This is a genomic window from Wolbachia endosymbiont of Armadillidium arcangelii, from assembly GCF_040207875.1.
GTDB lineage: Bacteria > Pseudomonadota > Alphaproteobacteria > Rickettsiales > Anaplasmataceae > Wolbachia.
On record NZ_CP157942.1, the window covers coordinates 764953 to 778004 of the forward strand.

The following is a 13052-nucleotide window of genomic DNA, read 5'->3' on the forward strand; positions in this document are numbered from 1 at the left end:
TTCGAAAAAATCTAACTCTTAACTTGTGATATAGCAGCTAACCCAATTAGTGCACAGAAAATCATGTAAAAACTTGCTAAAGCTCCTTGTCCTGTAATCTTGATAATAGTTGTGCATATAAATGGTGCAAGACCACCAAAAAATCCAGAAGCTATATTCCTTGATAAACCAAATCCACTATATCGTACCCTTGTTGGAAATAATTCACACATAAACGCGCTAACAGGACCAAGCGATGCAGCTAGAGGGATTATAAAAAGAACGTGCGCCATTATGACTAGCAAATTATTACCACTTAGTATCATTGAAAAAACTGGATAACTTACTACTATAAAAGCCACAAATGCAAATTTCATGACTTTTTCTCTTCCTATCTTATCAGAAAGTATTGCAAATAGTATAGTCAGTCCTCCAAGTGCAATTTGGTTCAATACTTCCACTATGTGGTTAAAGTGAGTGTTGATTGTTGATGCAAGTACATTGAAAAACACTAAATATATGTAAAGAGATGCATTTTCAACTATGTCAACTCCCACTGATATTAAGAAAGGTTTTTTATAGCCATTTAACAGTTCTTTTAACGGTAATTCATGTGGCTTTTCCTGCTTTTTATACTCTGGGCTTTCATCAAGTATATACCTCATATATATGCTGATTAATCCCATTACAAAACTAAAAATAAAAGGCAATCTCCATCCCCAAGATTCAAAATCGGATATCTCTTTACATATGAGCACTGCTATCAGACTCAATATTGAACCAAGAATTGCGCTTAAAACTTCAATACTGCCAAAGAATCCTCTTTTATTCTTAGGAGCATGCTCTATTAGAAATGGTGCATTTCCTGCCTCTCCTCCAAGAGATATACCCTGTAATAATCTTAAACATATCACTAGTATTGATGCTAGTACTCCAATTTTTTGATAACCCGGAACAAAGGCAATGAGTACAGTTGATAGAGTCATCAATATAATAGAGAGAAATAGAGCAATCCTTCTTCCATATTTATCGCCAATGTGGCCAAATATAGCAGCACCAATTGGTCTTATTAGGAAACCCACTGCAAACACTCCAAAAGCTTTAAGTATGCTGACTAATTTGTCATCTGACGGAAAAAACACATCTCCGATTATGCTTATTAGATGACTAAAAAGCATGTGGTCATACCACAACAAAGTATTACAAATTAAACTTGATAGTATTACTTTTGTCATTTGTTGCACAAAATCTTCCATAATCTGTTTGATATTATAGTAATATTACTTACTTTTTCAAACGTTAATTATGTAAATATTATATTAGTAATACTATCTTATTAAATTTTAATATTTTTATATCGTTGATTATATTTAAATATCCTTATACTATACCTGTATATTTCCATATATTTTTTGGCGAGAAAGTTATTTTAATTTAAGTACACAAAGTCTCTTGATATGACACATACTCCAGTTTTGTTAAAAGAGATGCTATTGCACTTATCACCACAAAGTGATGGCATATATGTAGATGCCACATTTGGAGCTGGAGGATATAGCAAAGCAATATTAGAGTCCGCTGATTGCAAAGTGTATGCAATTGATAGAGATGAAACAGTTACCGAATTTTATGATGATCTGAACGTTAAATATCCTAATAGAATAAAATTGTTTATTGAAAAGTTTAGTAATATTAAAAATTTATTAGATAGCAACAATATTGAAGGCATTGATGGCATAGTTTTTGACGTTGGAGTTTCATCTATGCAACTCGACAATGGAGATAGAGGATTTTCATTTTTACGTGATGGTCCGCTTAACATGAGCATGGATAACTATTCTCATATGAATGCTTCAACGTTTGTTAACGCTTTACGTGAAGAAGAGATTGCAAACACTATATACAATTACGGAGGTGAGCGTCATTCTCGTAGAATCGCAAGAGCAATAGTAAATGCGCGGAAGAAGAAAACTATCAAAACTACATTTGAACTTGCGGATATCGTACGTTCTGTAGTGTTTCGTGGAAAAAGCAAGATTGACCCTGCAACTAGGACATTTCAGGCAATCAGAATATGGGTAAATGATGAGCTAGGAGAGCTTGAAAAGGGTATTAAAGCTGCGTCTGAAATTTTAAGTGAGAACGGCAAATTAATTGTAGTTACTTTTCATTCTTTAGAAGATCGTATAGTTAAAACCCTTTTTAAAGATTTGTGTGAACCAGGATCTACCAAGACATTCTCCCTTTTAAACAAAAAAGTGATGAAAGCAAGTGCAGAAGAAATAAATGCAAATCCGCGTGCGCGTTCAGCAAAACTAAGAGCTATACAGAGGTTGTCATGAGGACCTTCTGTATTATTTCAATAACTATGTTTTTATTATAGGGTTATTTAAGGTAAAATTACATGTCCACTCACTAAATAAATAGCTAACACAAATAAAACGTGAAATTAATTTAGTGCAAAGCAACATAAAAGTTCTTCAAGCAGAATGAAGTTATTTGAGTAATCCAAAAAAACTTGCAGTCTTACGGAGAAATACCTAAAAAATAACTCTTTGATACTAGCTAGCCAGGTTCAACTCTCTAAATAGCCGCAGTGCGTTAGCACAATTTAAAACCTAGAGTAACAATTAGAACCTATCTTGAAAGGGAAATTTGAAATATTAACGTAAAAAATTGCTTCCATATATTTTAAATCTGATTATAATTACAGTTAGAGATATTTTAAGAGCTCAAAATCTATCTTTGTCTGCAGACTTTTCAGTCAAACTTTCAATCAAAAAGCGTATTCTTCAGAGCATGTAAGTGTGCTTAATTTCTGTCGTATGTACGCTGCACTTTTTTCTAATCTTTTTACACAGGAGGATTTTATGTCCAGAATTCCAGATACTTGACCTTTACTTTAGCTAAAAACCAATAGGCGCCTATTGTTTAACGCTAATTAAAATAAAAATTTTCTAATATATAGAAGAATTACAAAATCACTGTTTACTGAAAACGGGGCAAGAAAGCTGCCAATGTCAAAGAATTTTAGGTAAACGTTGTTTGCTTGACGTATGAGCGTGCTCTCCTTACTTCAAGAACTCTTTAATATATGCTTAACCACTTAAGTCCTTTCAAGATATGTTCTTAGATTTAAGCTTTTAGGTAAACACACTACAATAAAATTTACTTTAGTATAAAATTATTTGCATAAGATTTTGGCAGCCTTTTAACATCTTTTGGCATTTCAATTATGTATTTTGTGTTATGTTTCTTTGCGTAAGATACTGCTTTTTCAAGAGAATCAAACTTTAATACAATCTGTTTTTGGGGATCTTTTGATCCAAACCACCCCATCAAAGGTTCAATATAGTAAGAACAAGGCTCAATTTTTAGGTGCCAGAATTTTGTATTACCTAAACCAGATTGTGTTGCAGTTTTTGTTGGCTTATAAATCTTAAAAACTACTTGATCGTCAATACTCATAGTCCTTACTACGTAATCTTAAGTATATATCTAAATAAATTTTTCCACAAAGAATTAGTGTGAAAGAATGAAGTTTGAAATAAATATTTTTATGTTATATTATTAAATTATATAAAAAGGATTAGCTGAATAGGAGTAATCGATGGCACAGCAAGAAATGGTAACAATTAATGCAGAGTTACGTGATGTAAAAAAAAAGAAAGCGATGCAGGCTCTGAGGAAGAAGGGAAGTATACCTGCAGTTATATATGGCAAAGGGCATGATAACGTAAATTTGACACTATCTACAAAGGAATTTACTAAACAATATAAATCAGGTGCTCTTTCTGCACATTTAATAGAACTGGATATTTCAGGGAAAAAAGAATATGCTCTTGTTCGTGATATTCAATGGCATGTAGTAAAGGATACTGTGCAACATGTTGATTTTCAGTTTGTTGATAAAGGTAGTGAAATTAAAATAGATATACCTTTATCGTTCATAAATGAAAGTAAATCACCAGGAATTAAATTAGGTGGGGTGCTTAATGTTTTGTGTCGTTCTATTACTGTTAAATGTTCTCCTAATAAAATACCTCAAGTCATAGAAATTGATTTATCTGACAAAATGATTAATCAGTCTATACATATCAATGATGTAAAATTACCAGAAGGTGTTAAGCTTGCAGCTCATGAGGAAGAAAATTTTACCATTGTGACAATTTCTGCTGCTGATAGTGATGTTGAAGAGCCTAAAGCAGAAACAGAGGAGTAGTGCGTTTAATAGCTGGGCTTGGTAATCCTGGTAGTCAATACGAATTAACTCATCATAATATTGGCTTCATCATCGTTGATGCAATCTACAAATATTGGAATTTTCAGTCATTTTCTAAGAAAGCCGGTTACTTGATAACCTCTGGCATAATTAATAATAATAAAATCATGCTGATAAAACCTTATTCGTTTATGAATAATTCAGGTATCCCTATTACAAAAATAAAAAATTTTTACAAATTATCGCTAGATAATGTTGTTGTCATACATGATGATGCTGATTTGAAATTTGGAAGAATAAAAGTAAAAAAAGGCGGCAGCTCTGCTGGACATAATGGACTCAAGTCTATAGATAGCCTCATTGGTAATGATTATTGGCGTTTGAGATTTGGAGTGGGTAGGTCTGAAAATCAGAAAAGCTTAGCAGATTATGTGTTATCAAAATTTTCAAATTTTGATAACGTTACCCTCTTAGTAGAAAAAATAGCAAAAAATATACACTTAATGCTGCAAGGAGATAACACAGCTTTTATCAACTCGGTTGGGAGTATGTTAAATAAACTTTAGTATAGCAATCGAATAGGACATCTATCATCTTAAACATCAAGATAAAAATTATTGTTTTTTATTATAGCATTTAAACAAATGATGATTTTCCTCATTAGAGCAACTTTGCCAGAGTCAACTAAACGCTGGTAAAATACTTTCATTTTTTTATTATGATGCATTGCAACCACAGCAGACATGTATAATGCTTTTCGAGCATAAAATCTGCCACCCATAGGGAATGTTCAAAAAAGCATAGGCGTCAAGTTAAGGAAAAGTGTAAGTAAAGAGTGAAGGAAAATAATAAGGTATAAGTTCTCCCAGATATACTTTTAGTGAGAGAAGTAACGATAAATAAAATAACTTGCCTATCAAATAACCTCAACAAATTTTTCAATGAAATGGCAATCAATTGAAACAGAAAAGGAAGAGGCGGTTCATCATTCATAAAAGCTATAATTTTGGGTAATTGAAAACTGCAGCATAGATGCAATGTGCCAATTATTAAACGAAGAATTTGTGGAAACAGGGTTTAGGTTTAATAAAGAAGCAGTTGAGTTTATGAAACAAATGTATTTTATGTTTATTTAACTACGGATTGATTGCAAAATTTTACAGCAATTAGGAAGCGTTAAATTATTGGATAGCAGCTACATTAGCCTACCCGGTAGCATGGAAGATATGTACAAGGATAGCTATAGAGATTGTGAGAGTAATACCAAATCAAGAATAAAGCTACAGTTAGTCTTTGATTACCCGAATCAAGCGCTAGATAAATTAAATTTAATGGAGGTCAGATCAAGGTTATAGGGATTATCTTGAACAGCCAATGATTTTTTGATTTTGGCTACTTTGTGCCTAGTTCTTTTAAACAAATCAATGAAATAGGAGCTTTTTCATAAGTCGTTGATACCAACATATATGATAAATCAAAAAATAGAGCTATTGGAGTATTTGGAAGGTCAATTATCTTCAGAAAAAAATTAGGAAAGGAAGTAAAAATTCAGGTAAGAATTATATGTCAAAAACTAACTGGATATGGCTAGAAGAAGAAAAGCTAATAAATTAGCAAAGTCACATATCTTCCAAAAGGAATCAAAAATTGTTGAACTGGTCAATACTAATATTCCAGAGGATAAAATTAGTGCTGAGCAACAGAGTAAGGTGGCAAATTGAGTTAAACTATACAAGAGCTATATAAGACTTGATAGGGAAGCCACACAGTGTGAATTATATGCTAAATTATGTGCAATTCTCATGAGTTGTACAAAACTAAAAAAGAATACAGTTTAATAAAGGCATTTATTGAGCTAAAAAGGCGGATTAGAGAGTTATTTTTAGTATTAACTAAAGATTATACTAGCATTTCTTAGAAAATTTACTATAACTTGGTCGCAATTTTCATTAAACGTAGAAGGGCTTATCCACTTTAACCTCTCTAAATTTTCTCACAATCTCTTAACTTGAAGCCTATGGTTAAATAAACTGTGTCAATCCGAGAAATAAAAGTAAAATAGAAACAAAAGTGCTGTCTCTTGTAGTATTTTACTCCTTAACATCTTTCCTTAAGTTGACGCCATTGCCTGAACAGATACAAGAAGTCTATTCAATAACAGTAAGGTTTTTCAATCTTGTTCCACAGCAAATTTTAATGCCATGTGAGTAGTTATGGTGCTGTTAACAATCAAAATGACAAAAATTAAAATGGTGATTAGTAGTGTATAAATATTCAAGGATAAACTTTCAAATTGAGTTAGCAATTTGAAATATACAAAAGTTGGCATTATCATTGGCAAAACAAGAATTTGCGATACTCCTGATGCTAAGTTGTTTCGACCAATCATCAATGCATTTCCAGTAGCTGAAATATTAATGATTATCAGCGTATTAAATAATAAAGATACTCCAACTGCTATTGAGTGTTCAATACTGTTGCCTAGAACTGCAAAGCTGAATATGGAAGAAATTACTGAAATCGGTAACCCAAATAATAACCAGTGAGCGAAAATTTTATAAGCAATTATAAGCCTAGAAGAGAGTGGCTGTACAAAGATTTGCTCTAATATTCCATCATGATGATCAGATGCAAACAAATTGTTTGTAGAGATCTGTAAAACAAATGTAGCACATATCCATGTTAATGTTAACATAACTTCTTGTTTATTGTTGTTTTCAAGTGTATATGAAGATAAACTTAACATTATAATAAAAATACATACTATATAAGTAACATTATTATCATCCATTACTAATTTTTTTACCAAATCTATCATACCAGGATTTTAAATGTTTATTATAAATTATAGTGTTTACTTTGAGGGTAGTATAATTTTTTGTTCACAAGTTATATAAGTTTTAATATATTTTATTGATAATGCTATGGAGAAGTTAATGAAAATAAAGTTACCGGAAGATTACACTCCTTCAGAAAATGAAGAATATATGAACGTAAAACAACTGGAATACTTTAGCTTAAAGTTACAATCAATACTTGCTGACCTAGAGAAACAAGATCTAGAAGATAGTAGTATTTATTCTGATGGAGATAGTGGAAATGGGGAATTAATTAAGCGCCGCAAAGATAGAAAAGAAAAAATTAAGGAGGCGTTAGAAAAAATAAAATCAGGCACTTATGGTTACTGTGATGGAACAGGAGAAGAAATAGGAGTTGAAAGACTGAAAGCTAATCCGCTTGCTATATATTGTATCGAAGAGCAAGAGAGAATAGAAAAAGAAAAGAACGTGTATAACATTAATGATTAATTTACAAGTATAGCTTTTCTCATAATAGTGAAAACAAATGAAGGAAAGCAAAATTGACAGCCTGGCGAAAAGATTGAAACAGAGAAATATTCTTTGGCTCTGTTTTTGATAACAAATCAATGGTGTTAAATGTCATTAAAATCAGGAGAATACGCAGGAGGATACAGAATTTCTATACCAACGCTTTTGGCAAGTTTGACAATCTTTTTAGACTTATGAAAAGTTGCATTATGGGAGTATTAAATAAACCATAGGAGTCAAGTTAAGGAAAAAGATATGAGGAGATAGAATAACAAGTTCTCACAGATATGTTTTTAGTGAGAGAAGTAACGATGAATAAAATAACTTGCCTATCAAAAGACCTCAACAAATTTTTCAATGAAATGGGAAAAGAGCAGTTGTGTTAATAAAAAAAATGAAAAATATCGAAAAATTTTCAATTCAGTGGATTTATAAAAAATTAATATATTATAATCCTTAATTTAAATATTTAGTGTAGCTATGAATAAGTTCTCTAATTGCATAAAAATCAACAATAATTTTTTGTATCATGAAAAATATTTTTTGATGTAAAATTCAGCTCTAATACAACCTTTTATTTATTATTGTATTATCTTATTCAATCAAAAGAGGTTTTATTGGCAATAAAAACATCAACACTAATTTCCAATTAATCTCTTTTAAACTATGTAGCCAATGAATATGTGCGTCCACACAAACTTAAACCACATATTCATTAAGCTTATAAAAACTAAGGTATCATTCTTTTCCTCTATAGTCTTAATATAAGTTAAAAGTAGCATGCTTCCATTGTTCTCTCCGCGGTCTAATATGGCTAATTTATATTGTAGCACTATACTTGTTAGGCGGAAGTGGACGGCCACGAAGTCTATGCTTCAACTTATCCTCTTGCTTATCCCTTCCATCGGCATTTACTTTCAGTAAAATTATTGTTTTATACTTCTTTAGTGTTTATTGATAGCAAAACTCTTTTCTATCGATTAGCATCTTGTGCATAATCACGGCTAATTTTCTTGCTACTGCAACAATTGCTTTTTTCATGCCCTTTTTCTTTTTAAGCTTCAATCCCCAGCTTCTTAATTTAAATGTCCTTTTACATTTTACCAGTAAGACCTGCGCGGCTTCATATAACATATTCCTACAGTCCCATTTTTGATATACTTCCGTGTCGATCAATCTCACCAGAAGCGTACTGTCTTGGACTTAATCCCATATAGGCTCCAACTGTATAAGATGTTTCAAACCTATGCAGATCATCTATTGCAGCTTTATATGTCATTACTACTATAATACCAACTCCTGGAACAGTAGTTAATAATTTACAATCCTCATCTTTTTTGCTTTGTTCTGAGAGCATTTTATCAAGTTTTCTTGTTGATTCTTCTATTATTTCTAAACTATGTACTAATGATTCAATTGAGGTTTGGCTAATTTCATCTAGATTATTAACCATTTCTTGCACTTTTAAAGCAAAGTTTGCAGAACTAAGACGTTGATTAACTTTTATCCCGTATATTTTCCCTTATTGTTCCCGCAATTTGCTCTCTGCAACGTATTAATTGTCTTCTGCTTCCAAGTATTATTTTAACCTGACAAGCTTCGTCTGATTTTACTAATACCCCCTTAAATAGCCCAACTCTCATCATTTGTGCTATGCCTCTTGCATCATTTTTATCATTCTTATTGATTCTCGCAGATAATGCTGCTGCCATATGCCTTGCATCTACACAAGTTACTGGTAATCCAAAACTCTTTGCACATCGATATTGATAATTGCCCGCTTTCTATTCCTATGGACTCGTATTTTTTGTTTTGACCAATCAGCTATTGCACTGCTTTCACTTGCAACAACCCCTTCTTTAACAATTTTTCCTTTCTCATCAATGATACTAATAAAAGTTTCTTTGAGTGAGACATCTAACCCGCTATAATGTTTCATGAGACTACTCCTACTGTAAAAGTTTAAATTATTCTTGAAGAACTAATTCATTGAATTTGTTACTTCGTGCTAAAATAATGGAGTATGTCTCTCCATCATTCAATAGCAATTACAGTATGTACTTATAGTTTGTGACAGCTACTGCTACAAGTTAGCTTAGATAGAAACTGACTGAGAGTTATATTCCTCAGTAAAAACCCTATCATCTCTGACCAAAGAGTTAGTAAGAATAAGCAGTTTTCTCATAGCAGAAGTGGAATATGGCTTTTTATGTTGATTGTACAATCTAGTTAAGAATTAACCCTCTGTGCACTACCATGTGATACGTTCGAACTTTTCAATATAGTAACTTTACTATACGCTAAAATTAGCTATATTGGCTTACTTTTGCTAAATTTACATACGAACCAAATTGCTTAATTTGATTGCAAAAATTTCAAGCTTCTCTTTTCACAACGCCGCTTTTATTTTAATTGTTCTCACAAATATACGTACTATTTTTATGCTTTTTTAAAAAAGTAAATAAATAAATTTTTTGTGGCACTACGAAATCAGTATTTTTTATAAATATTACTTAAAAAGTATTAAAATATTTGCTAAAATAATAATATTTAGTAAGGTAAAAATGAATTTCAACAAGCATGTTCAAGGCGGCAAATTACGTTTGGATTATCAAAGAGTAGATATCAAGGAATTGATAAGCTTTTTGCAAGAGAACAGAGGTATTACACAACTTTCTCTCAGGGATTGTAGTATTGATGAAGAAGGAGTAAAAGCTTTAGCTAAGCTTACAAACCTTACTAAACTTGATTTGTGTGATAACAAAATTGGTGATGAAGGAGTAAAAGCTTTAGCTAAACTTACAAACCTTACTGTTCTTGATTTGAGTTTGAACAAAATTGGTGAAGAAGGAGTAAAAGCTTTAGCTAAACTTACAAACCTTACTGAACTTAATTTGTGGAGTAACAATATTGGTGAAGAAGGAGCAAAAGCTTTAGCTAAGCTTACAAACCTTATTAAACTTAATTTGTGGAATAACAATATTGGTGCTGAAGGAGTAAAAGCTTTAGCTAAGCTTACAAAACTTACTGAACTTAATTTGGGGAGTAACAATATTGGTGCTGAAGGAGTAAAAGCTTTAGTTAATCTTACAAAATTTATTAAATTTGATTTGAATAGTAACAACATTGGTATAAAAGAAGTAAAAGCTTTGGCTGAATCTGAGGAATACTGGGAATTCATAGATGAATTTGGTTATACATGTCTAGGCAGCTCTCTAGTTTTTTATCAATATCTGAAAGCATCATGGTCTAAAGCAAGAGCAAGATCTAACGGTAATGTTGGCAAGCTAGATGAAAACAGCGTAAAGAAGTTGTTTTTTGATCTTGCGCGACAAAATTATCGCAGAGAGGGAATAGAGCTTCTTTTGAATGATCCTGATAAATATCCTTTTCTAATTAATTCAAGAGATGAGCAAGGACACACACTATCTCATTTCTATACTTACTCCCCTGAGCCTGAGATGCAAAAGTTTTTCTTTGAACGTGGCATGGTCCCTGAAGAAGAAAGGAATCAAAGAAGAGAAGATAAACGCATTGCACGAGATAGTCAATCTGTCCATAGAAGTCCAATAGTTAAACGGATAAATTTTTTTACTAAGAAGCTAGTTGAATCCGTAAAAGTTGACAAAGAACAATTGAAGCAAGCTGCAGCTTCTTACGTGGAAAATATACCTGAATTACTTGAACAATATCATAATGATCCGATAAGACTAAGGCTTCTTAATTTAACTGATAATGAAAAAAGAAGTGTAATGGAGCGAACATTATCCGACAATGATCCTATACCAAATGATAAAAAATTTATTAAGGATGTGATTGATGAAGCTAAGCGAGCACTAGAGCAGCAGTACTTAAAAAAGAACGACCATGGTGAGTATGACCAAGAATACTCAACACAGAAATTGCAATATGATTATACGGGAGATGATGCAAAAATTACTATACCTGAATCTATAGGTTATATAAAATTACTTATTGATAATTTTTCCGTTCCACTGAAAGGAAAAAAGGAGTTGCTAGTTACTCTTATGGAACAAAACTCAGAGTTAGTAAGAGGAAAATTGTCTATAATTAGAAAAGAACTCGGAAATAGTGACATCCTCAATGAAGGACAATTTAAGAAAACAGAACTACACGGATTATTAAATGGTATAGATGATGATAAAAAAATAAATAAGTTGTTTAAAGAAATCAGTGGTCTAGATATAGAAAAGGTCTGGAGAGAGCAAAAAGAGTTCGTTCTTCTAAAACAAATATATATAGCAGCAACAACGTATGGTGAAAATAGCAGTGCCTGCATCCAAGGGACATGGACCCAGATTATTAGTAGTATAGAAGAAATTAGCTCGGAAATCGTGGAACGATATGATTGCTATTTAGAAAAAGAACAAAAATTGGAGGTACAAAAAGATGTTATTACAAAAGAGAACATTACACCGTTTATAGAAAATTTAGCCGACAGATTAATTCAATATGTCAAGGATAATCCAGAGTTACAAGAGGTTTTGCAACATCACTTGTTACGCATAGAATGTATAGATATTAATGATCCTGAGAAAGTTACGTTTAAACAACAAAAGATTTTAGCAGAGATAAGTAAATATTTTAGCGAAAATATTAAGGGTGTTTTACCGAATTACAATAGAAGTATACCAAGTAGAGGTGAATACGCTCTTGTTATCGAGGGATTGTCAGAGATAGAAGTAATGCAACGCTTTGCACAAGAGCCATCTAATCTTCAGGAGAATATCACAAGAGAAACGGAAGCTCAAATTGATGAAAATAGTGATTTTGATGCAGAAGATAATAGTAACAGTTATGCAACTATTAGTGAGAGCGACACAGATGAAGAATTTTATGATGCTAATGAGTCAATTTTTCCAGAGGAAAGCAAAACACTGTTAGTTCCAGAAAGATTACAACCAGAAAATTCAGTTATAGCAACAGATCAAACAAATGGTATTCAAAATAATAATCGACAGCCAAGTCCACGAATTGAAAAGAAAACTATTGTAGCTGCTGCTTCCACGCTAGCAATAGCTGGAGTTGCTTTAGGTGTAGCTATTGCAGTTTACTTAGAAATGTTAGCAGTGGGAATAGCAGTTGGAGCTTGTTGTCTTGTCGCTGCTGCGATCATATATTGTTGTAATAGTCCTTCAAATTCACTTAAAAACAGTGATGCCACAATTGTAACTAATGAGAGACATTTAGAGGCTTAAATGAAATGGCAGAGAAAGATTTCTTTTTAGAACATTCCATATTGGATTTTAAGTGATTAATTGGCTAATTTTGACTAAATTCTTGTATGAACCAATCTGCCTAACTTTGTTGCGACAACTTTGCGTTTTTATTTTTACAACGCTGCTTTTATTTAAGCTGTTCTCACAAGGGTACGTACTTTATTTTGCGATTTTGGGAAAAGTAAATAACTGAATCTTGTGTGACGCTAATTCAACATCTTATTCTTTCTAAATACATACGCTGTAAAATGAAATAGTGGCATAGAAATAATACCTATAAGT

The 13052-nt window shown here is 32.0% G+C and carries 13 protein-coding genes and 1 pseudogene; 6 read left to right on the top strand and 8 right to left on the bottom strand.

The features are described 5' to 3' along the window. Positions 1-11: 11 nt before the first annotated feature. Entirely contained in the window at positions 12-1223 is a 1212-nt protein-coding gene (locus ABLO99_RS03805; protein ID WP_349968458.1) for an MFS transporter, read from the bottom strand. A gap of 213 nt (positions 1224-1436) precedes the next feature. Here ABLO99_RS03805 and rsmH point away from each other — a divergent pair, with 213 nt between their 5' ends. Next, the gene (gene rsmH, locus ABLO99_RS03810) at positions 1437-2321 is read left to right on the top strand and encodes a 16S rRNA (cytosine(1402)-N(4))-methyltransferase RsmH (protein WP_047758978.1); all 885 of its coding nucleotides are present in this window, start codon (positions 1437-1439) and stop codon (positions 2319-2321) included. Positions 2322-3147: 826 nt separating this feature from the next. Here rsmH and ABLO99_RS03815 read toward each other — a convergent pair. Further along, on the bottom strand, positions 3148-3447 hold the full coding sequence (locus ABLO99_RS03815) for an ETC complex I subunit (protein ID WP_047758977.1): 300 nt from the start codon (positions 3445-3447) through the stop codon (positions 3148-3150). A gap of 142 nt (positions 3448-3589) precedes the next feature. Between ABLO99_RS03815 and ABLO99_RS03820 the strand changes: the two genes are divergently transcribed. Together ABLO99_RS03820 and pth are read left to right on the top strand one after the other, a co-directional pair. Continuing rightward, positions 3590-4201 carry a 50S ribosomal protein L25/general stress protein Ctc gene (locus tag ABLO99_RS03820; RefSeq protein ID WP_349968353.1) on the top strand — a complete coding sequence of 204 codons (612 nt, stop codon included), beginning with the start codon at positions 3590-3592 and terminating at the stop codon, positions 4199-4201. Further along, positions 4201-4767: an aminoacyl-tRNA hydrolase gene (gene pth, locus ABLO99_RS03825; RefSeq protein ID WP_047758975.1), complete on the top strand. Its 567-nt coding sequence runs from the start codon at positions 4201-4203 to the stop codon at positions 4765-4767. The genes ABLO99_RS03820 and pth overlap by 1 nt, the downstream gene beginning before the upstream one ends. Before the next feature lie 29 nt (positions 4768-4796). Here the strand turns inward: pth and ABLO99_RS03830 are convergent, their stop codons facing one another. After that, a complete protein-coding gene (locus tag ABLO99_RS03830) occupies positions 4797-4982 on the bottom strand; it encodes a hypothetical protein (RefSeq protein ID WP_047758974.1) in 186 nt (61 codons plus the stop codon). A 114-nt stretch (positions 4983-5096) separates the two neighbouring features. Here ABLO99_RS03830 and ABLO99_RS03835 point away from each other — a divergent pair. Beyond that, positions 5097-6213 (top strand): annotated as a pseudogene (locus ABLO99_RS03835) (IS4 family transposase). Positions 6214-6371: 158 nt separating this feature from the next. Here the strand turns inward: ABLO99_RS03835 and ABLO99_RS03840 are convergent. Next, positions 6372-7019, bottom strand: a complete 648-nt coding sequence (locus tag ABLO99_RS03840) for a heme exporter protein CcmB (RefSeq protein ID WP_349968355.1) — start codon at positions 7017-7019, stop codon at positions 6372-6374. 106 nt (positions 7020-7125) lie between these two features. Here ABLO99_RS03840 and ABLO99_RS03845 point away from each other — a divergent pair, with 106 nt between their 5' ends. Continuing rightward, the gene (locus ABLO99_RS03845; protein WP_047758972.1) at positions 7126-7509 is read left to right on the top strand and encodes a TraR/DksA family transcriptional regulator; all 384 of its coding nucleotides are present in this window, start codon (positions 7126-7128) and stop codon (positions 7507-7509) included. A gap of 125 nt (positions 7510-7634) precedes the next feature. Here the strand turns inward: ABLO99_RS03845 and ABLO99_RS08675 are convergent, their stop codons facing one another. The 4 genes from ABLO99_RS08675 to ABLO99_RS03865 all read right to left on the bottom strand — a co-directional run bounded on the left by ABLO99_RS08675 (position 7635) and on the right by ABLO99_RS03865 (position 9469). Continuing rightward, positions 7635-7712: a hypothetical protein gene (locus ABLO99_RS08675; RefSeq protein ID WP_410543680.1), complete on the bottom strand. Its 78-nt coding sequence runs from the start codon at positions 7710-7712 to the stop codon at positions 7635-7637. Between the two features lie 956 nt (positions 7713-8668). Beyond that, a complete protein-coding gene (locus ABLO99_RS03855; protein WP_349968180.1) occupies positions 8669-8983 on the bottom strand; it encodes a transposase in 315 nt (104 codons plus the stop codon). 43 nt (positions 8984-9026) lie between these two features. After that, positions 9027-9242, bottom strand: coding sequence for an IS110 family transposase (locus ABLO99_RS03860; protein ID WP_349968178.1), 216 nt, complete (start codon positions 9240-9242; stop codon positions 9027-9029). 20 nt (positions 9243-9262) lie between these two features. Then, the gene (locus tag ABLO99_RS03865; protein WP_047758971.1) at positions 9263-9469 is read right to left on the bottom strand and encodes a hypothetical protein; all 207 of its coding nucleotides are present in this window, start codon (positions 9467-9469) and stop codon (positions 9263-9265) included. 625 nt (positions 9470-10094) lie between these two features. Between ABLO99_RS03865 and ABLO99_RS03870 the strand changes: the two genes are divergently transcribed. Next, positions 10095-12749, top strand: coding sequence for a hypothetical protein (locus ABLO99_RS03870; RefSeq protein ID WP_349967869.1), 2655 nt, complete (start codon positions 10095-10097; stop codon positions 12747-12749). Positions 12750-13052: the final 303 nt, after the last annotated feature.

Coding starts and splice junctions, on each gene's coding strand:
- rsmH (WP_047758978.1), top strand. CDS start 1,437: ATGACACATACTCCAGTTTTGTTAAAAGAGATGCTATTGCACTTATCA.
- ABLO99_RS03815 (WP_047758977.1), bottom strand. CDS start 3,447: ATGAGTATTGACGATCAAGTAGTTTTTAAGATTTATAAGCCAACAAAA.
- ABLO99_RS03820 (WP_349968353.1), top strand. CDS start 3,590: ATGGCACAGCAAGAAATGGTAACAATTAATGCAGAGTTACGTGATGTA.
- ABLO99_RS03830 (WP_047758974.1), bottom strand. CDS start 4,982: ATGGGTGGCAGATTTTATGCTCGAAAAGCATTATACATGTCTGCTGTG.
- ABLO99_RS03840 (WP_349968355.1), bottom strand. CDS start 7,019: ATGATAGATTTGGTAAAAAAATTAGTAATGGATGATAATAATGTTACT.
- ABLO99_RS03845 (WP_047758972.1), top strand. CDS start 7,126: ATGGAGAAGTTAATGAAAATAAAGTTACCGGAAGATTACACTCCTTCA.
- ABLO99_RS03855 (WP_349968180.1), bottom strand. CDS start 8,983: ATGGTTAATAATCTAGATGAAATTAGCCAAACCTCAATTGAATCATTA.
- ABLO99_RS03860 (WP_349968178.1), bottom strand. CDS start 9,242: ATGGCAGCAGCATTATCTGCGAGAATCAATAAGAATGATAAAAATGAT.
- ABLO99_RS03865 (WP_047758971.1), bottom strand. CDS start 9,469: ATGAAACATTATAGCGGGTTAGATGTCTCACTCAAAGAAACTTTTATT.
- ABLO99_RS03870 (WP_349967869.1), top strand. CDS start 10,095: ATGAATTTCAACAAGCATGTTCAAGGCGGCAAATTACGTTTGGATTAT.